20 protein-coding genes are annotated in these 19,713 nt (G+C 34.5%); 12 read left to right on the forward strand and 8 right to left on the reverse strand.

Annotated features, from left to right (window positions below; translation table 11 throughout):
• Positions 1-202: 202 nt before the first annotated feature.
• The 3 genes from AC061E_RS02140 to ahcY form a co-directional block, all read right to left on the reverse strand.
• Positions 203-811, reverse strand: coding sequence for a hypothetical protein (locus AC061E_RS02140; RefSeq protein WP_478284788.1), 609 nt, complete (start codon positions 809-811; stop codon positions 203-205).
• Positions 812-1,236: 425 nt separating this feature from the next.
• The gene (locus AC061E_RS02145) at positions 1,237-1,707 is read right to left on the reverse strand and encodes a hypothetical protein (RefSeq protein ID WP_478284789.1); all 471 of its coding nucleotides are present in this window, start codon (positions 1,705-1,707) and stop codon (positions 1,237-1,239) included.
• Positions 1,708-1,912: 205 nt separating this feature from the next.
• Positions 1,913-3,229, reverse strand: coding sequence for an adenosylhomocysteinase (gene ahcY, locus AC061E_RS02150; RefSeq protein WP_182648357.1), 1,317 nt, complete (start codon positions 3,227-3,229; stop codon positions 1,913-1,915).
• A gap of 282 nt (positions 3,230-3,511) precedes the next feature.
• Here ahcY and AC061E_RS02155 point away from each other — a divergent pair, with 282 nt between their 5' ends.
• The 6 genes from AC061E_RS02155 to AC061E_RS02180 all read left to right on the forward strand — a co-directional run bounded on the left by AC061E_RS02155 (position 3,512) and on the right by AC061E_RS02180 (position 10,533).
• A complete protein-coding gene (locus AC061E_RS02155) occupies positions 3,512-4,141 on the forward strand; it encodes a 4'-phosphopantetheinyl transferase family protein (protein WP_478284790.1) in 630 nt (209 codons plus the stop codon).
• Between the two features lie 36 nt (positions 4,142-4,177).
• Positions 4,178-4,894, forward strand: a complete 717-nt coding sequence (locus AC061E_RS02160; RefSeq protein ID WP_478284791.1) for a phosphoglycerol geranylgeranyltransferase — start codon at positions 4,178-4,180, stop codon at positions 4,892-4,894.
• 3 nt (positions 4,895-4,897) lie between these two features.
• Entirely contained in the window at positions 4,898-5,527 is a 630-nt protein-coding gene (pnuC, locus tag AC061E_RS02165; RefSeq protein ID WP_478284792.1) for a nicotinamide riboside transporter PnuC, read from the forward strand.
• The gene (locus AC061E_RS02170) at positions 5,482-7,602 is read left to right on the forward strand and encodes a DUF4301 family protein (RefSeq protein ID WP_478284793.1); all 2,121 of its coding nucleotides are present in this window, start codon (positions 5,482-5,484) and stop codon (positions 7,600-7,602) included. The genes pnuC and AC061E_RS02170 overlap by 46 nt, the downstream gene beginning before the upstream one ends.
• A gap of 11 nt (positions 7,603-7,613) precedes the next feature.
• Positions 7,614-8,015: an alternative ribosome rescue aminoacyl-tRNA hydrolase ArfB gene (gene arfB, locus AC061E_RS02175; RefSeq protein WP_478284794.1), complete on the forward strand. Its 402-nt coding sequence runs from the start codon at positions 7,614-7,616 to the stop codon at positions 8,013-8,015.
• Positions 8,016-8,310: 295 nt separating this feature from the next.
• Positions 8,311-10,533 (forward strand): TonB-dependent receptor, encoded by a 2,223-nt coding sequence (locus AC061E_RS02180; RefSeq protein WP_478284795.1) that lies wholly within the window; start codon positions 8,311-8,313, stop codon positions 10,531-10,533.
• A 483-nt stretch (positions 10,534-11,016) separates the two neighbouring features.
• Here the strand turns inward: AC061E_RS02180 and AC061E_RS02185 are convergent, their stop codons facing one another.
• Positions 11,017-11,439, reverse strand: a complete 423-nt coding sequence (locus AC061E_RS02185; protein ID WP_478284796.1) for a Rieske (2Fe-2S) protein — start codon at positions 11,437-11,439, stop codon at positions 11,017-11,019.
• 161 nt (positions 11,440-11,600) lie between these two features.
• On the opposite strand from AC061E_RS02185, the gene greA reads away from it, so the two are divergent.
• The 3 genes from greA (at position 11,601) to AC061E_RS02200 (ending at position 13,767) form a co-directional block, all read left to right on the forward strand.
• Entirely contained in the window at positions 11,601-12,077 is a 477-nt protein-coding gene (gene greA / locus AC061E_RS02190; RefSeq protein ID WP_144889642.1) for a transcription elongation factor GreA, read from the forward strand.
• Between the two features lie 28 nt (positions 12,078-12,105).
• A complete protein-coding gene (locus AC061E_RS02195; protein WP_478284797.1) occupies positions 12,106-12,495 on the forward strand; it encodes an HIT family protein in 390 nt (129 codons plus the stop codon).
• Positions 12,496-12,594: 99 nt separating this feature from the next.
• Positions 12,595-13,767, forward strand: a complete 1,173-nt coding sequence (locus AC061E_RS02200; protein ID WP_478284798.1) for a transglutaminase domain-containing protein — start codon at positions 12,595-12,597, stop codon at positions 13,765-13,767.
• On the opposite strand, the gene AC061E_RS02205 is transcribed toward AC061E_RS02200, so the two are convergent.
• The gene (locus AC061E_RS02205) at positions 13,759-14,913 is read right to left on the reverse strand and encodes a sensor histidine kinase (RefSeq protein ID WP_478284799.1); all 1,155 of its coding nucleotides are present in this window, start codon (positions 14,911-14,913) and stop codon (positions 13,759-13,761) included. The two genes, AC061E_RS02200 and AC061E_RS02205, sit on opposite strands and share 9 nt — an antisense overlap.
• A gap of 170 nt (positions 14,914-15,083) precedes the next feature.
• On the opposite strand from AC061E_RS02205, the gene AC061E_RS02210 reads away from it, so the two are divergent.
• The 3 genes from AC061E_RS02210 to aat all read left to right on the forward strand — a co-directional run bounded on the left by AC061E_RS02210 (position 15,084) and on the right by aat (position 17,121).
• A complete protein-coding gene (locus tag AC061E_RS02210) occupies positions 15,084-15,965 on the forward strand; it encodes a flavin reductase family protein (protein WP_478284800.1) in 882 nt (293 codons plus the stop codon).
• Positions 15,966-15,989: 24 nt separating this feature from the next.
• Positions 15,990-16,370 carry a DUF3127 domain-containing protein gene (locus AC061E_RS02215; RefSeq protein WP_086453648.1) on the forward strand — a complete coding sequence of 127 codons (381 nt, stop codon included), beginning with the start codon at positions 15,990-15,992 and terminating at the stop codon, positions 16,368-16,370.
• 109 nt (positions 16,371-16,479) lie between these two features.
• A complete protein-coding gene (aat, locus tag AC061E_RS02220; RefSeq protein WP_478284801.1) occupies positions 16,480-17,121 on the forward strand; it encodes a leucyl/phenylalanyl-tRNA--protein transferase in 642 nt (213 codons plus the stop codon).
• An 82-nt stretch (positions 17,122-17,203) separates the two neighbouring features.
• On the opposite strand, the gene AC061E_RS02225 is transcribed toward aat, so the two are convergent.
• The 3 genes from AC061E_RS02225 to AC061E_RS02235 form a co-directional block, all read right to left on the reverse strand.
• The gene (locus AC061E_RS02225; protein WP_478284802.1) at positions 17,204-17,914 is read right to left on the reverse strand and encodes a HesA/MoeB/ThiF family protein; all 711 of its coding nucleotides are present in this window, start codon (positions 17,912-17,914) and stop codon (positions 17,204-17,206) included.
• An 81-nt stretch (positions 17,915-17,995) separates the two neighbouring features.
• Positions 17,996-19,117 carry a 2-iminoacetate synthase ThiH gene (gene thiH / locus AC061E_RS02230; protein WP_478284803.1) on the reverse strand — a complete coding sequence of 374 codons (1,122 nt, stop codon included), beginning with the start codon at positions 19,115-19,117 and terminating at the stop codon, positions 17,996-17,998.
• Between the two features lie 117 nt (positions 19,118-19,234).
• Positions 19,235-19,612, reverse strand: coding sequence for a GxxExxY protein (locus AC061E_RS02235; protein WP_478284804.1), 378 nt, complete (start codon positions 19,610-19,612; stop codon positions 19,235-19,237).
• Positions 19,613-19,713 lie beyond the last annotated feature (101 nt).

Consider the following 19,713-nt stretch of genomic DNA (forward strand, 5'->3'; position numbering starts at 1 on the left):
CATTTCGAAAGAAATGGTTTTTTTGTTTTTAGCTTGATTGTATTAAATGCTATATAAATGTAAATCGGGTGTATAACTTGGTTTAAAATTTAATTAATATAACGTTTTTGACCTTTTGAAGGCAAGAAGCCAAGAACTGAAATCTACAATAGAAAAAGATGTTGTATTTGATTGTCTTTTCTTTTAGTCATAAGGTTTTTAACTATTGTAATTTAAAATAAAATAATTCTGGATTTCCGCATACTAATTCAGTATAATTATTGTCTATTTTTTCGCCTATATAATATGCTTTTAATTCGCCGGTAGTTGAATTAATATTATAATCCCAAATTTCATTATTAGAATTCAAAAATTCTGTAAAGGAATACGATTCTGGATTTTCTGAAAATCGGATCTTGTCGGTTTGTACTAGTTTCCATTCTTTTGCATTTTTATACAATTCAAAAAACTGAATTGCTTCTGTAGTAATATGAATCATTTTGCCAACTAAATTATCTTCTCGTATTGCCCAATTGCCTTCTTTTGGGATCCATTTCCATTTGCCAATTAGTTCATTGATTTTGTTTTGTCGTAGTATTCCTTTTAAGGAATCACCTTTTTTAATTGCAAAAGCCGCGATTTCGGCTTTAGGATTTATATTGTTGCTAATTGCAAAAGTTTTTATTGCTTCTAAATAATCACCGCTCTCACTCGTTTTTATTGCTAATTTATACAGCTGAGTTTGGTAGGCGCTTCGATCATTATCTTGTGCAGCTAAGCTTTGAAAAACAATTATTAAAAGTATAACTAAGTAGGGCTTAATGGGAGTCATAATGGTTTTTTGGTATTGTTCTTTATGTAAAACTACAATATTAAATTGCTTTAGTATAGTTTTTAAAAAAGCTTTCTATTAAAAAAAGTCTTCTTAACAGCATGAGGGATAGCAGCGGCATCCTTTTATGGAGCGCAGCGCAAAAAAGATACAGCGTATAGCCCGACCCGTAGTCTCGTCTTTTTGGACGAGACTACGGGTCATGCCCAAAAACAAAAAAACCTCGCATTGCTGCAAGGGTTTGGATTCTTCCTATCGTCAGAATGACAAAATAGGACTAGTATCTGTAGTGTTCTAGTTTGTAATCCCATTAAATAGTCCTAATATAAATTTCCTGTATTTCTTGTCAATCTGAAATAGTATCTTTACTGAAAGTCTTTTTTAAAGGGATGGTTGGTCCTCAAAATTTTAAATTATTATTGTACTTATTTATTAAGTTGTTCTTTATTTGTTACAGAAAACTTTCCGACTAATTTTAAAAGTTCAATTTTTTTAGAACTTGCTTCGAGTTCGGTTTTTGTTTTACTAAGTTTTTCTTCGGTCTTAGTTATTTGTTCTTTTGTTTTTTCGCTTTCTTTTTCGGAAGAATCATTTTTGTTGTTAGTAGGATTTTCAAGCGCCGCTAACTGATTTCTTTGTTTTTCTAGATCGGAACTTAATTGTGTTATTTTTTCTTCTAATTTCTGTCTATTCTGTTCTTCTTTGGCAATTTTTTTTTCTGCTATTTCGGTTTGAGAATTTGACTTCCCCATCATTCGATTGTTCCATTTTAAGTTTTGCTGATTTGTCCATTGCTGATTTCTTTGAGCCATTTGTATTCTTGGCGAGTTTGGCATTTGTGCATTTGATAAAAATGGTATGACTGTAAACAGTATTAAAATTAAATATTTTCTCATGTGGTTAGTTTATTTGCATCTATTTTGAAAATTAATTTTCGAAATTAAGAAAAATTTTATCAAAAATTTGTTTTTATTGTTTTTATTGAAAGTGTAAGAAATAAAAAAGAAAACCCGATAGATTTTTAAAATCTATCGGGTTTGAAATATGAATTAAAAATTTAAGACCTAAACAGAGGCCTCGATACTTAAATCAAAAACATTTCTAGTATCTGTAATACTCTGGTTTGAATGGACCAGCTACTTCAACACCAATATAAGCTGCTTGATCGTCACGTAAAGTTTCTAATTCAACGCCTAGTTTAGCAAGGTGCAACATAGCTACTTTTTCATCTAAATGTTTTGGTAACATGTATACTTCGTTGTTGTAAGCAGCACTGTTTTTCCACAATTCGATTTGAGCCAAAGTTTGGTTTGTAAATGAGTTACTCATTACAAAACTTGGGTGACCTGTAGCACAACCGAGGTTTACCAAACGACCTTCGGCAAGAACGATAATGTCGTTTCCAGCAATGGTATATTTGTCAACTTGTGGTTTGATTTCAACTTTTGAAGCTCCGTGGTTGGTGTTCAACCAAGCCATGTCGATCTCGTTATCAAAGTGTCCGATGTTACAAACGATAGTTTTATCTTTCATTTTCTCAAAGTGAGAACCTAAAACGATGTCTTTGTTACCTGTTGTGGTAATAATGATATCAGCGGTAGCGATAACAGTATCTAATTTTTTAACTTCAAAACCGTCCATTGCAGCTTGTAAAGCACAAATTGGGTCAATCTCAGTAACCGTAACAATAGATCCAGCACCTCTAAAAGAAGCAGCAGTTCCTTTTCCTACGTCACCGTATCCGCATACTACAACTCTTTTTGCAGCAAGCATAACATCAGTTGCACGACGTACTGCATCAACTGCAGATTCTTTACAACCGTATTTATTGTCAAATTTCGATTTAGTAACCGAGTCATTAACGTTTATAGCAGGCATTGGTAATGTTCCCGCTTTTACTCTTTCGTACAATCTGTGAACTCCTGTTGTAGTTTCTTCAGATAATCCTTTGATGCCAGCAACTAAATGTGGGTAACGGTCAATAACCATGTTTGTTAAATCTCCACCATCATCAAGAATCATGTTTAATGGCTGTCTGTCTTCACCAAAGAAAAGAGTTTGCTCAATACACCAGTCAAAATCCTCTTCGTTCAATCCTTTCCAAGCGTAAACTTGAATTCCAGCAGCAGCAATTGCAGCAGCAGCTTGATCTTGAGTAGAGAAAATGTTGCAAGAAGACCAAGTTACCTCAGCTCCAAGAGCAATTAAAGTTTCAATTAAAACTGCAGTTTGAATCGTCATGTGTAAACATCCTGCAATACGAGCACCTTTTAAAGGTTGTTCGTCTTTATATTCTGCACGAAGCGCCATTAAACCTGGCATTTCAGCTTCTGCTAATTCAATTTCTTTTCTTCCCCAAGCCGCTAGGGAAATGTCTTTAACCTTGAAAGCCACGAAAGGCATAGTTGCTGTACTCATTTATAGTATATTTGTAATTACTTCGTCCGATTGCTGTAGAGCATCGGGTGAAAATTTTTTGCAAATTTACATAATATCTTAGGATTATAAAAACATTCACTTCTATTTATGAAATGTTTAGCGGTGTAAACTTTTAAAAATCAATAAAATAAAAAGTTTCTTGGCGTTCATTTTCGTTTTTAGGAGCTATTTCCCGCTTTTCACTGCAATCTTTTTTCCCGCTAAAGAAGCGGATAAAAAAGGATTTCCGTTGCAATCGGGGCTATAAATCAAGTTACTAACATGCCTTTATATCAAGATACACGCCCACAACTGGGTACTCGAATGCTTATTTGGAAAGTCACAGAGTCGCTCGCATACTTGCAAAGCCAAATTCAATTAAGACCCGAAAGCCAAGCTCGGTTAGAGTCTATGAAGTCGGAGTTGCACCAGCGTGCTTTTTTAAGTGTTCGTATGCTCTTGCACGAGGCTGGTTACACGGATTTTGATTTGTATTACGACGCTTTTGGAAAACCGCACTTGAAGGATGGTCAGCATATTTCTATTACACATTCGCATGAATTTGCAGCGATTATTATTAGCAATCAAAAAGTAGGTATTGATATCGAACTGCAGCGCGAAAAAATAAAAAGTATTGCTTCTAAATTTTGTGATGCTGAACTAAGTTTTCTAGTTGAACAAAGCCAAGATTACATTCCGAAATTAACCATTATTTGGGGTGCAAAAGAAGCCATTTTTAAAATCAGAAACGAAAAAGGCATCAGTTTTAAGGATCATATTCAGGTAAATCCTTTTGAGTTAGAAAATAAGCAGGCTAATGCGCAATTGCATTTTGATAACGTGATTCAAGATTTCAAAATCTGTTTTGAAGAGATGGAAGACTTTACTCTAGTTTACGCATTTGAAAATTAAAACAAGCCGTAAATTTGCGAATTAGCGGTAAAACTTATGGAGAACTTATACGCCCAAATAATAAAAGCCAAAACTAAAAATCAAAAATTATTAGCGATCCTTCTAGATCCTGATAAAATTGATTGGAACACAGTAGCGATTTTAATATCAAAAATCAATCAATCACCAGCAACTCATATCTTCATTGGCGGAAGCCTTGTACATAATAATATCATTGATGAATTGATAGTTAGGATTAAACAAGATTGTACCCTTCCAATTGTTCTTTTCCCTGGAAATCCCACGCAGATTTCAGATAAAGCAGATGCTATTTTGTTTTTATCCTTGCTATCGGGTCGCAATCCGGATTATTTGATAGGACATCAAGTAACTGCAGCACCTATTTTGAAACAAACCCAACTAGAAATCATATCTACGGGTTATATTTTAATTGAAAGTGGAAATGAAACAGCCGTAGAACGCGTTAGCAAAACCAAGCCATTGAGTCGTGATGATTTAGATCTAGCTGTGAATACCGCTCTAGCAGGTGAAATGCTTGGTAGTAAACTCATTTATTTGGAAGCGGGAAGCGGGGCACAACTTCCCGTGCCGATGGAAATGATAAAAAAAGTAGCACAAAAAATTGAGATTCCATTGCTAGTTGGAGGAGGAATTATAGATTTGTATGGAATTCAACGTGCTTACAACGCTGGTGCAGATTTGGTGGTCATTGGAACCGCTTTTGAAAATGATTTGAATTTTTTTAATCCTTAATTAATGGTAGATTATTTTTTTTCACAGTACAGTGAGTACCCAACATTAGATATATTTCTAGAAATTGTTGCTGTTATTTTTGGTTTATTGAGTGTTTGGTGTGCTAAGAAAGACAATATTTGGGTTTTCCCAACGGGTTTAATAAGTACCTCAATATTTGTGTATTTATTATGGAAATGGGTTCTTTGGGGCGATATGATGATCAATGGCTACTATTTTATAATGAGTATTTACGGGTGGTATCATTGGACGAGAAAAGAAGGGGAAACTGTTGCTTTCCCAATTTCAAAAATTTCACGCTCTGAAAAACGAATTGCCATTATTCTTTTTATATTTACAGTGGCTTTTGTAACATTAGTGTACTATTTTTTTGATAAATTTACTACATGGTACGCTTATGTAGACACGTTTATCACTGGAATTTTCTTTGTAGGAATGTGGCTTATGGCCAAAAGAAAAGTAGAGAATTGGATTTTTTGGATTATTGGGGATCTAATTTCGATTCCGTTGTATTTTGCAAAAGGTTATACTTTTACTAGTTTTCAATATTTAGTATTTACAGTAGTTGCCATTTTTGGCTATTTAGAATGGAAGAAAATCTCAAACAACGCTCAAACGGAGCTACAGAAATAAGCAAGGTAGCTTTATTTGGTCCTGAAAGTACTGGCAAAACTACATTGGCGAGGCAACTTGCGGCATATTATAAAACAGAATGGGTACCTGAGTTTGCCCGAGATTATTTGCAGCAAAAATGGGACGAAAAACAACAAATTTGTGACCTTGAAGACATGATTCCTATTGCAGTTGGCCAAGTTCAATTAGAAAATGAACTTGCGCTAAAAGCAAATACATATCTTTTTTGTGATACTAATTTGATGGTTACTAAGGTTTTTTCGGAGGTGTACTATAATTATTGTGATCCTGGATTGCACCAAGCGGCATGCCAACATGAATACGAACTTATTTTTCTCACAGACATTGATGTGCCTTGGGAAAAAGATGATTTAAGGGATAAACCTCAGGGCAGAGAATCGGTCTTTGCGGTCTTTAAACAAGCCTTGCTTGAGCACAAAAAACCTTTTATAACGCTATCAGGAGATCAAGAATTAAGGCTAAATAAGGCAATCCGTATTATTGATGATTTGAGATTAGCTAAATCAATAGGTTTTTCAACAGCTGATTTTGTACAAATATACCAGCATGGAATAGCCATTCAAAATATTCAAGCTCAATTAAATTTTTTCCGTAACGGCATTGCGCCGATAGATTTAGTGAGCCCAGCAGAATTATCTCGCGGTATTTTGAAATTATCAGATATAGAGTTTCAAGAAAAAGCTGCTTTTTTTGATGCGCATAAAACAAATTTAAGTCTAAATAAGTTTGTTCCTGCATCAGGTGCAGCCAGTAGAATGTTTAAATTTTTGAATGAATTTTTAAACGACTTTGATTATAAAAATGAATCTATTAACGCCTACATCAATCGTAAAAAAGCTAGTGAACTTTCTATTTTTATAGTGGGAATGGAGAAATTTCCTTTTTTCGAAGCAGTTGATGCCAAATTAAAAGAGGAATTTGAAAATTTTGATTCTTTGGATCGCAGTTTAAAAAACTACTATTTTGTTAAAGTTCTCTTGTCCTCAGATGATTTTGATTTTGCAAACAAGCCAAAAGGCGTTCTTCCTTTTCACGATTACAAAACGCATATCGCAACTCCTATTGAGGAGCATTTATTGGAGTGTACGCACTATTCGAGCTCAAATAAAGGTTCTAGTTTGCATTTTACAGTTTCAGAATTGCATCAACATTACTTTGAAATAACTACAGCTTCTAGTAAAGTTAGAGTCGAAAAGCTTTCTGGTATGCCCGTCGATGTGAGTTATTCTTATCAAAATCAAAGTACGGATACCATTGCGGTAACTCTTGATAACAAGCCATTCAGGGATGCATCAGGCCAATTGGTGTTTAGGCCAGGAGGACATGGCGCTTTAATTGAAAATCTAAATAATTTAGAGGCTGACATTGTTTTTATTAAAAATATAGATAACGTTATTCAAAATAATATTGATAAAATTACCCTTTATAAAAAAGGCTTAGCGGGCATTTTATTACTCTTACAGCAAGATGTTTTTAAGTATTTGAGAGTTTTAGAGGAAGGTGTTATTGACAAAGAAGTTTTGCAAAACATGGTCCTTTTTATCACTAAAAAGTTGAATGTTACCATAACTACAGACTTTTTTACTGAACCTCTTGAACGAAAAATAGAGATTTTAAAAGTCATTTTGAACAAGCCAATTCGGGTTTGTGGTATGGTCAAAAACGAAGGAGAGCCAGGCGGAGGACCTTTTTGGGTTCGGGATAATGATGGAGGGATTTCTCTGCAAATTGTGGAGAGTTCTCAAGTTGATTTGAATAATGAAGAGCAAAGAAACATTGCACAAGCAGCTACTCATTTTAATCCAGTTGATTTAGTGTGCGGAATAAAGAATTACAAGAATGAAAAATTTGATTTAACTCAATTTATCGATCCAAATAGCGGTTTTGTTGTCGAAAAAAACGCTGCTGGTATCGCTATCAAAGGGTATGAGTTGCCAGGTTTATGGAACGGAGCTATGGCCAACTGGCTAACTGTTTTTGTTCAAGTGCCTTTGATCACTTTTAATCCAGTGAAAACAGTAAATGATTTATTAAAACCCTTACATCAACCTTAAGCTTTCAAGTAATGGATAAACAACAAATAGTAGCGGAATTAAATTACAAAGCAGTACGAAGTAGTGGTGCGGGTGGACAAAATGTGAATAAAGTATCCTCAAAAGTGGTGCTTTCATTTAATTTGATGCAATCTACAGGATTAACTATAGAAGAGAAAGTACTTGTAGCTGAAAATTTAAAATCACGATTGACGGTTGAGGGAATTTTGATATTGAACTGTGATGAGGATCGGAGCCAAATTCGAAACAAAGATATTGTAACCAAGCGATTCTTAAATCTAATTGCTGATGCGTTGTTTGTACCCAAGGAACGGAAAGCCACAAGAATCCCAAAATCAGTCATTAGAAAGAGAATTAAGGATAAAAAGAGCACTTCTGAAATTAAAAAAAACCGAAAGAAACCAGAGCTATAGTCATGGTTTTAATCACAATGCAAACCAAAAAAATCATAGAAAATCCCGATTTTTAAAATTTATTCCAATTCATAATTTGTAATTCGCATTTTATAATTAGTTTTGCACTGTCTCAAAGGGGTGCTCTAAATAACGAGCTGAGATCATACCCAAAGAACGGGAACAGGTAATGCTGTTTACGGAAAATTGACAAAATATTTAGAGTGCACGCTACTGTCTTGTCATAGAAACAAATCATTTTATTAATTAAAACAAAAAAGAATAATTCCCCCTTTTATTCGTAATCTTTTTACGGATGAAAACTTTATTTTATTTTACAAGCCGCAAAAGCGCACAGTCGAAGGCGTCAAACTTATCTTTGACTCGTCTATTTTCTATCTTCTTTTCTCTCTTTTCTTTTTTCACTTTTGCACAAGTAAAAGACACCACTAAAGTCAATCAACTTGATGCCGTTTTGGTTTCGGCAGTACGAGTTACTACAAAAACACCGGTAAGTTTTAGCAATCTCAACAAAAAGGAAATTAAGTTTAGAAATTTAGGTCAAGACATTCCTATTTTGATGAACTATTTGCCATCTGTAGTCACAACTTCTGATGCTGGAAATGGAGTTGGTTACACCGGTATACGAGTGCGTGGTAGTGATGCCACTCGTGTGAATGTTACGATTAACGGGATTCCCTATAACGATTCCGAAAGTCATGGAACGTATTGGGTCAATATGCCAGATTTTGCTTCATCAGTTGAAAGTTTGCAACTGCAGCGCGGTGTAGGAACTTCTACAAATGGTTCAGGTGCCTTTGGCGCAAGCCTAAATATGCTTACGGATAGTTATGCTAACGCAAGCAATGGTGAGATCTCGAATTCTTTTGGGAGTTTTAATACTCGAAAGCATACTGTAAAATTCAGTACGGGTTTATTAAACGATCATTTTGAATTAGCAGGTAGAGTTTCGGCACTGAAGTCTGACGGCTATGTTGATAGAGCTTCTTCTGATTTAAAATCTTTTTTCCTGCAAGGAACTTATGTGGGTAAAACTACTTTGATTAAAGCTTTGGCTTTTGGAGGAAAAGAAAAAACCTATCAATCATGGAACGGATTAGAGGATCTAAATGTGTTGAAAAACGATAGAACTTTTAATACGGCTGGGATGTATACTGATGAATTTGGGAATACTAGGTTTTACAATAATGAAACCGATAATTACCAGCAAGATCATTTTCAGTTGCATTGGAACGAAAAAGTATCTGCATCTTGGAATACTAATTTAGCTGTTTTTTATTCTAAAGGAAAAGGCTATTATGAGAACTATAAAGAAAACGCCAAGTTTGCTGAGTACGGATTGACACCGATCGTAATAGGAGGAACCACGATCAATAAAACTGATTTGATTCGTCAAAAATGGTTGGATAACGATTTTTACGGGACCACCTTTTCGGCTACTTATAAGCAGGACAAATGGGACGTGATTCTAGGTGGAGGCTATAATAAATACGAAGGCAGTCACTTTGGTAACGTAGTTTGGGCGCGTTATGCATCAACATCTGAATTAGGGGACCGTTATTATGATGATTTTGCAACAAAAACAGATGGAAATATTTTTGCTAAAGCAAATTATCAAATTGCAGATAAACTTAGTTTATTTGGAGACTTGCAATTGCGTAATGTACACTACAAAGCTAATGCCGCAGAAACTGGTTTAGTGAATGATAATTTTACTTTTTTTAACCCAAAAGCGGGTTTGAATTATGAAATCAACGGTAATAATCAATTGTATGCTTCTTATGCGAGAGCCAATCGTGAGCCGAATAGAACCGATTATGAAAACGGAAGCCCAAAACCAGAGAAATTAAATGATTTTGAGTTGGGATTGCGTCACAATTCGGCAAAGGTAAAACTGAATGCCAATGTGTATTATATGGCATACAAAGATCAATTAATATTAACAGGAGCCTTGGACGATGTAGGTGCACCTATTCGTAAAAATAGTGGTGATAGTTATCGTTTAGGTCTGGAACTCGATGCTATAATAGCAGTTTTAGAGAACTTAATTATTAGGCCTAATATGACCATTAGTACGAATAAGAATAAAGATTTCTTTTTTAGTAGAGATGGATTTTTGACATCTTTAGGAAATACAAATATTGCTTACTCGCCTGATTTTATTGCTGGAAATATCATCACGTTTCTGCCTGTGAGTAATTTACAAGTTTCGTTTTTGTCAAAATTTGTTGGCGAGCAGTACATGGGTAACATAGATTCAGAAAGGTCTAAATTGAGATCGTATTTCGTAAATGACTTGAACTTGTCGTATGAATGGAAACCTAAATCGGTTTTTAAATCGGTTATGATAAATGGTTTGGTAAATAATATTTTCGATTACAAATACATATCAAACGGGTATTTTTATACGTTTGATGATGATTATTCAAATCCTCCATCAGTAACAACAATTGAAGGAGCGGGTTATTATCCTCAAGCAGGAATTAATTTCTTAGTAGGAATGACTTTGAAATTTTAATGAATTGAATTGTTTGTTATTGGATGAAATCCTGATGGTTCGCTGTCAGGATTTTTAGTTATTAATGCTTATGTTTTGAGCGATAATCCCGAGACGAACTATAATCTATTCGATTCTTTCAGCAAAAAAAAGTACCGTTTTGACCTGCGCTTGCATATAAAAATGGATTGGTTTAAATAGTTTCAGACCAATGCGATTACATTTGATTTTGACATTACCATCGCAAAATTTTGGACGTTCAAATGCAGTTACGAAAATCTTAAAAACACCAATAGCAACAAGCAGAGTAATTTTTACGACATTGCCAATACTTCGTTGCGTTATCAAAAAAAGAACAGTCCTTTTAGTTTCGAAGTGATAGTTAATAATCTATTGGATAACAAGGCAAAAAACGATTTTTCCTTTTCAGATTATCTAATCAGTCAGCGCACCACTTTTGTATTGCGAAGGATTTTTATGCTATCCGTAAGTTATAAATTATAATTAGTTGTATACACGTAATACATCTCCATTAACTTGAACTCGATATTGTTTCAAAGGATATTGAGCACCGCCTTGAGCTTGACCAGTAAACAAACTATATTCTTTACTATCGCAAGCGCAAACTACATTGATTCCTTTTAGAGTCATATTAGAACAAGAGTTCAAAGCTTGGTTGGGACAGGCTGCGTCAAAAGCATTATAGTTACCCGGTGCCGTACAAAACACATAAATTCCCTTTGCTCCTAATCCAGAAATATAAACTGCATTACTAACGAATTTTAGGTTAGAGTAGGTGGGTAAATTTAAGTTTAGGTCCATGCTGAAAGTATAATTAGGGATAAAGGGATTGTTATTGTTAACGCCAGAATCACTGCAAGAAAAGATCAAGGGAATCAATGCAAATAAGAGATGAATTTTTTTCATTTTAAATTAGTGTCAAAGTATTAGTGAAACAAATTTAATTTATTTAACTTTGAATTATATATGATTAACATATATTTATAGACGAAAAAAAATAGTAGTATCTTTGTGGAAAGAAATCCCGTCCCGATGGGATTTTTTCTATTTATATAATTAATGAAATTATGAGTACAGTATCGTATTACACCGCAGAAGGATTAAAGAAATTAAGAGAAGAATTAGATTATCTAAAAAGCGTGATGCGTCCTAAAGCATCAGCAGATATTGCAGAGGCTAGAGACAAAGGAGATTTATCTGAGAATGCTGAGTATGATGCTGCCAAAGAAGCACAAGGTATGCTTGAGATGCGTATTGCAAAATTAGAAGAGGTACACTCAAACGCTAGATTAATTGACGAATCCCATTTAGATCTTTCTAAAGTTTTGGTATTATCGAATGTGAAAATCAAAAACCAAACCAACGGAATGGAAATGAAATACACATTAGTGGCTGAAAGTGAAGCAGATTTGAAAACTGGAAAAATATCCGTTACGTCACCTATTGGTAAAGGTTTACTAGGAAAATCAGTAGGGGAAGTTGCAGAAATTACGGTGCCAAACGGTGTCTTGAAGTTTGAAATTCTTGAAATATCACGCGATTAATACATCTATTCACTAATAGTTCAGCACCATGCCAAGTATTTTTACCAAAATTATTCAAGGAGAAATTCCATGTTATAAAATCGCTGAAGACGATCGTTTTTTGGCATTTTTAGACGTAAACCCTAATGCTAAAGGGCATACGCTTTGTATTCCAAAACAAGAAATCGACAAAATTTTTGAAATAGATGACGATTTGTATATTGGCTTAATGCAGTTTTCAAAAAAAATTGCGGTCGCTTTAGAGCAAGCAGTGCCTTGTAAACGGGTAGGTATGGCAGTCATTGGCCTCGAAGTCCCTCATGCGCACGTTCATTTGATTCCATTGAATGAAATGGATGAAATGCGTTTTCAAAATAAAGTAACGTTAACCAAAGAAGAATTTGAAGCTTTGGCGGCAAGCATAAAAACCTATTTATAAAAGTTGTATCAATAGAATAATTTGGTACGCTTTTCGTTTAATAGAGAATAGGTTCAAACCTGTTCTCTTTTTTGTTTTATGAAGCCTACACTGTATACTATGAAAAACATTTTTTTGTTATTTTTTTTCTTTTTCTCTTTGTTGAATTTTGGACAAGTAAATCCTGGCTATACTGTGATTGATGCTAAAATGGTGGCAATTCCTGCTAATGCAACAACTTCTACGCAAGCAATTGCAAACTATATCAACGTTAATTTCAAAACAGAAACGGATAAAATTAGAGCTGTTTTTTATTGGACTACATCCAATATCAGCTATGATGTTGCCAATATGTTTACCGTAAATTTTAATGAAACCGAACAAGAACAAATCGCAAAGACGTTAAGAACTAAAAAAGGAGTTTGTATTCATTATGCAGTGGTTTTCAATGAGCTTTCGCAAAAAACAGGAATTCAATCCTATATCATTGAAGGTTATACAAAGCAAAACGGAAAAATAAGTGATTTAGCCCACGCTTGGATCGCTGCAAAAGTTGATAAAAAGTGGTATATATTTGATCCAACTTGGGGTTCTGGCTTTGTAAATAATGGTAAGTTTTCAAAAAAACTAAACAATTATTATTTTAAGGCAGGTCCTTCTACAATAATTGCTTCCCACATTCCATTTGATTATTTGTGGCAATTTTCGAATTATCCAATTACCAATAATGAGTTTTATGAAGGGAAAATTCAAATCAATAAAACCAAGAAATACTTTGATTTTGAGAATGAAATTACCAAATATAATGCATTATCTGAAGCGGATAAATTATTTGCTTCGGCAGAAAGAATAGAGAAAAATGGATTGAAAAACGCCATGATTTTGCAGCGTTATGAAGCAAAAAAACAACAGTTGACTTATTTACGACAAAATACAAATATTGAAAAATTGAACACGATTGTGAATGAAATGAATCTGGCAATTGTTCTATTGAATGATTTTATTTATTACAGAAACAATAAGTTTAAGCCAGCTTTGTCCGATGCTGAAATTAGCAACATGATTGAAACACCAAAAGAGAAACTAGTCAATTGCCAGAACAATATTTACAGCGTGGGATCTGTTGGTAATCAAAACACTTCTAATGTGGAAGCAATTAAAAAATCAATTGGTGTAGCTTTGGCGCAAGCCGAGGAACACTCGTTGTTTGTAAAAAATTATTTGAGCAAGTCTAAAATAGTCAGAAAAACAATGTTTTCTAAAGTTACCTGGTTTGGCGTTCCGTTAAACTAAATTATTTTTTTTAAAACTCACTTGCATCGTAGTGCCTTTACCAATTTCCGACTGTAATACTCTAATGGTTCCTTTATGGTACTCTTCTACAATTCTTTTTGTTAATGAGAGTCCAAGTCCCCACCCTCTTTTTTTAGTGGTAAATCCGGGTTCAAAAATAGTTTGATACTGTTTTTTAGGGATGCCGCTTCCGGTATCGGTAATATTGATTTTAACAGTTTCGGCATCAGCAACAATTACTAGTTGTAAATTTCCTTTACCTTTCATGGCGTCAATGGCATTTTTAACTAGATTCTCTATGGTCCAGCTGTATAAAATTGGATTAAGCATAACCTTAATAGTTGCATGAGGAGCGCTAAATGAAAACTGAATTTGTTTTGAAAATCGAGATTGTAAATAATCATATGATTTTTGAGTTTCATGCACAATATCTGTAAGCTCCAGTTTGGGTTCAGAACCAATTTTTGAAAATCGATCTGTAATGGTTTGCAGACGTTCAATATCTTTTTCGATTTCTTGGGTAGTGCTTTCAGCAATATTTTCAGATTTTAAAATTTCAACCCAGCCAATAAGAGAAGATAATGGCGTGCCTATTTGATGTGCTGTTTCCTTTGCCATTCCTGCCCACAATTTATTTTGAGTTGCCATTTTTGTGCTGCGGTAGTAATTGTACACTAATCCCCCAAAAAGAACAATTATTAATACCAGCGCAAGGGGATAATACTTTAGTTTGTTTAATAGGGAAGAGTTGCCGTAATATAGTTTTTGAAATTTCCCAGGAACATATTCTATAACAATGGGATCATTTTCTGATTTTAAGGTGTTTAGTGTTGAGATAGCTTTTTTGCTTTTTAACAAATTGTCATCCTCAATATTAACCGTATTGATGATGCTGTCATTTTCGGTTAGCATAATTGGGATAGAAGTGTTATTGCTAAAAATCTGTAATGGCAATTCAACCTCAGTATTTTCATCGGCGTTAATTAATGTTTTTTGGGCCTGCGCCCAAAGATTCATTTTCAAGCGCTCTTCATTCTTGAAAATTTGAAAAAAAGTATACGTATTCCAGAGAATTAAGGTGATGATAAAAAACGATGCGAAAATAATTACCCAGCGGGTGTTAATTCTTCTTTCGGAAAACTGCATACTAATGGATTTGAATGCTAAATATAACGAAATAAATGCGCTTGTATTTTAGTTTTTTTTCAGATTTTTTTTCGAGACATTCATCCTACTTTTTGTTCTGCTATTTTAGAGTGTAAAGTTCATAACTCAATCGATTTGCTTATTTTTGTATCTCAAATGTAACTTGAATTATGATCACAATTGACCCAAAAACTATCGATACAGCAAAATTACAAGGCTACTTGCAAAGCTCAGTAGGTCCAAGACCTATTGCATTTGCCAGTACGATGGATAAAAATGGCAATGCCAATGTTTCTCCGTTTAGTTTTTTTAATGTTTTTAGTGCCAATCCACCGATTCTTATTTTCTCACCCGCACGCCGCGTGCGAGACAACTCAATAAAACACACTTTGATCAATGCCGAAGCTACCAGAGAAGTAGTGATCAATGTAGTGAACTATGATATGGTTCAACAAATTTCGTTAGCCAGCACAGAGTATGCTGATGGGGTAGATGAGTTTGTAAAATCAGGACTTACACCAGTTCCCTCTCATATTGTTAAGCCGTATAGAGTAAAAGAATCTCCGGTACAGTTTGAATGTAAGGTTACTCAAATTATTGCGCTGGGTACTGAAGGTGGTGCTGGAAATCTAGTATTATGTGAGGTTGTGAAAATTCATATTGACAATGCAGTTTTAGATGAAAATGGAGCTATTGATCAACATAAAATTGATTTGGTTTCGCGCTTAGGCGGCAATTGGTATTCTAGATCCAATCAAGGACTTTTTGAAGTGCCAAAACCACTAGCTACCTTAGGAATTGGTGTAGATGCTATTCCAAATTTTATAAAAGAAAGTAAGGTTTTTAACGGAAATGATTTGGGGATTTTAGGAAATGTTGAAGCCTTGCCTACAACCGAAGAAGTTAGTATATTTGTACAGCAAAATTTTGCAGTTAAAGCTGTTTTGAGCTCAGATGATACTGAAAAAATGCATCTTACGGCAAAAAAATACCTTAACGATAATGATGTAGTCTCGGCATGGAAGGTCCTTTTAGCCGATACTTTAAAATAGAGCATAACAATAAATATAGAGAAGATGGAAGTAACAGGAAAAATTAAAATGATCGATCAAACTAAAGAAGTTGGATCTGGAGGTTTCAAAAAAAGAGATGTTGTAGTAACAACTGATGAGCAATATCCGCAACATATTTCGGTTCAGTTTGTTCAAGATAAATGTGATTTGTTGAATAATTTTCAAGTAGGTGAAGCTGTAAAAATTGACATTAACTTGAGAGGAAGAGAGTGGACAAATGCACAAGGTGAAACGGTTTATTTTAACACTATTCAAGGATGGAGAATAGGAAAATTACAAGCGGAAAGTCCTTCTGCTCAGCAAATGCCACCTATGCCATCTGCAGAAACATTTGCACCAGCAACTAGTTTTAACGAAGAGGAAGCAGACGATTTGCCGTTCTAAAATAAAATTCCAAAGTATATTAATCCAAATTCTAAGTTGAAGCTTTCTTCATATTGGAATTTGGATTTTTTTTGAGCATTCCTACCGTTTTCTTTATAATTTATTCATCATGCATTATCTTTCTGATATTTTGCAATTTCCCGAAGTGAACCAAGCCAATCGCGATGGAATTCTTGCTATTGGTGGTGATTTATCTCCAGAACGCCTGCAGTTAGCCTACAAAAGTGGTATTTTTCCGTGGTTTGAAACCGGCGATCCAATCCTTTGGTGGTCGCCAAATCCTAGAATGGTTTTGTTTCTTGAGGAGCTGAAAATCTCCAAAAGCATGCGCAATATTCTCAATAAAGGTGAATTTTCGGTTACCTTCAATCAAAATTTTAGAGATGTTATTTCGCATTGTCAAAAAGTGAAACGCGACGGTCAAAACGGAACTTGGATTACTAATGATATGATTGATGCTTATTGCAAACTTCACGGATTAGGCATTGCAAAATCTGTAGAAGTTTGGCAAGATGATATCTTAGTTGGCGGTTTGTATGGTGTTGATTTGGGTCATGTTTTCTGCGGCGAAAGCATGTTTTCGTTAGTTTCTAATGCTTCCAAAGTGGCGTTTATTGCCTTGGTAAACAACTTGAAAAAAGAAAATTACAAACTGCTCGATTGCCAAGTATACAACCCGCATCTCGAAAGTTTAGGTTGCAGAGAAATCCCTCGCGAGGAGTTTATGGATATTTTGAATGGTGCACAGTAGTTTTCCCATTTTGAATTTTCTTTCTTCACGGGATTTTTTTATCCATAGTCTCCCTCTCCTTTGGAGAGGGTTGGGAAGAGGATTAAAACTGCAACTTGGTAAAACTCCAATCTAAAGTTTGATATAATACCAATTCATTTTTTAAAGTTGGTAAACCTATAATTAATTTTAAGGTTTCGTGTGCCATCATCGTTCCTATCATGCCGGGTAAAGTGCCCAGCACGCCATTCAAACTGCAATTTGGTACATCTTTTGGGTTGGGAGGCTCTGGAAATAAATCTCGAAGGTTTTTACTTCCGTTATGATTAAAAACAGCTAACTGTCCTTCAAAACCTAAAATACTGCCATAAACCAAGGGTTTGTCCAAAGCTACACAAGTATCATTCACTAAATAACGAGTGGCAAAATTATCTGATCCATCCACAATCACATCAAAATCTTGGATGATTTGAACAGCGTTTTCAACAGTTAGTTTCGCTTCAAAAGCTAATACTTTAATCAAAGGATTCAATGCTTCTAATTTTTCTTTGGCAATCAACGCTTTTGATAAGCCCACTTGATCTTCGGTGTACAAGATTTGTCTGTGCAAGTTGTGAATTTCTATTTTATCGAAATCAACAATGCCAATTGTTCCAACTCCTGCGGTCGAAATGTATTGTAAAATAGGACAGCCCAAACCGCCAGCACCAATGACCAAAACTCTTGCTTGCTTGAGTTTTTCTTGGCCTGAGTCACCTATTTCGGGCAACATTGTTTGTCGGTTGTATCGTAAAAATTCTTGTATGATGCTCATTTTATTAAGTCTTAAAGTTTGAAAGTCTTAAAGTGGAAAGTGAAAAGTTAAACTATAAAGTATCGTCGATTTCTTTCGACGTTATGACATTTGACTAAATGTTCTATCCCAGTCTTTCCAAACGGGTTCGTATCCATGGCTAGAAATTAGAGCCGCAATTTCCGAAGCAGAACGCTCATCACTAATCTCAAATTGTTCCAAAGATTGAGGATCCACCACATAACCACCAGGATTGGTTTTGGATCCAGCACTCATACTTGTTGTACCAAGCGGAATAATATTATTTCTGAATTTTTCATTCTCGCGAGTCGATATAGAAATCTCTAAATCTTCATTCCATAACCGATAAGCACAAATCAACTGCGTCAAATCTTTGTCATCCATAATAAAGTTGGGTTGAATCACTCCTTCCGCTGGACGCAATCGTGGAAAAGAAACCGTGTATTTGGTTTTCCAATACGTTTTTTGGAGATAATCCAAGTGTAAAGCATTGAAAAAAATATCAGTGCGCCAATCTTCTAATCCTAACAAAACGCCCAAACCTATTTTATGAATTCCAGCGGTTCCAACTCGATCTGGAGTTTCTAAACGAAAATCGAAATTAGATTTTTTCCCTTTGGTGTGGTATTGCTTGTAAACATCCCGATGATAGGTTTCCTGATATACCAAAACGGAGTACACTCCAGCTTGGTGCAATTGTTCGTATTCTTCTGTGGATAAAGGTTGCACTTCTACCGAAATTGTCGAAAAATCATTTTTTATTTGAGCTACAGACTTTAGAAAATAATTGATGTTTACGGTATAATTGGCTTCGCCAGTTACTAATAAAACGTGGTCGAATCCTGCTTTTTTCAAGGCTTCAACTTCCAGTGTGATTTCGCTTTCAGTCAGAGTTTTTCGTTTGATTTTGTTGTCCAGGCTAAAGCCGCAATAGGTACAAATATTTTGGCATTCGTTGCTCAAATACAAAGGAGCATACATTTGGATGGTTTTGCCAAAACGTTTTTTGGTTAATTCGTGACTTATTTGCGCCATTTGTTCCAAATAAGGTTGGGCAGCTGGTGAAATCAAAGCCAGGAAATCATCTAGATTGCGTTTGGTTTTGGCTAAAGCTTGCTCGACTTCTTTGGTAGTTGTCTGATAGATTTTGGTTTGAATTGTATCCCAGTCGTATTGTTCAAAAACCGATATAAATGTGTTCATTTGTTTAAGCTGCTTTTTTTGGCACGCAGATTTTTAAAGATTTTCGCGGATTTTTTTATGTCCAGTCCTTAATTTCTCGGCGTAAATCTGCAAAATTTGCGTGCCATTTTATTGTAATTATATTTTATTAGCAATCCGCTTGATGTCCTCTAAAATCGAGACAGTATTGAAATTAACTAACAATCCCAGTTTTTTATCAGTCAATTTTAAATAATTTGTAATTTGTTTATAATGAATAGGTGCTAAATCTTCCACAGATTTCAATTCAATAATTACTTTATTTTCAACTAGTAAATCAATTTTGAAAGCAACATCTAATATGATTTCGTCATAAGGAATGGTAATTTCAAGTTGTCTCTCCACTTTTAAATCCAATTTAGTTAATTCATAGTATAACGCACTTTCATATACAGATTCAAACAAACCTGGACCTAGTGTGTTATAAACTTTGAAAATTGCTCCTCTTATTTGATATGAAATTTCATTTTCTGTCATTTTATAGAATTTTTGAATTAATGATAATTGAATATAGTAAATTTCTTTAAAAATGATTGTATTTTTTACACGCAGATTTTGCAGATTTTTTTAAATCTGGT

The sequence above is a fragment of the Flavobacterium sp. GNP011 genome (genome assembly GCF_056428925.1).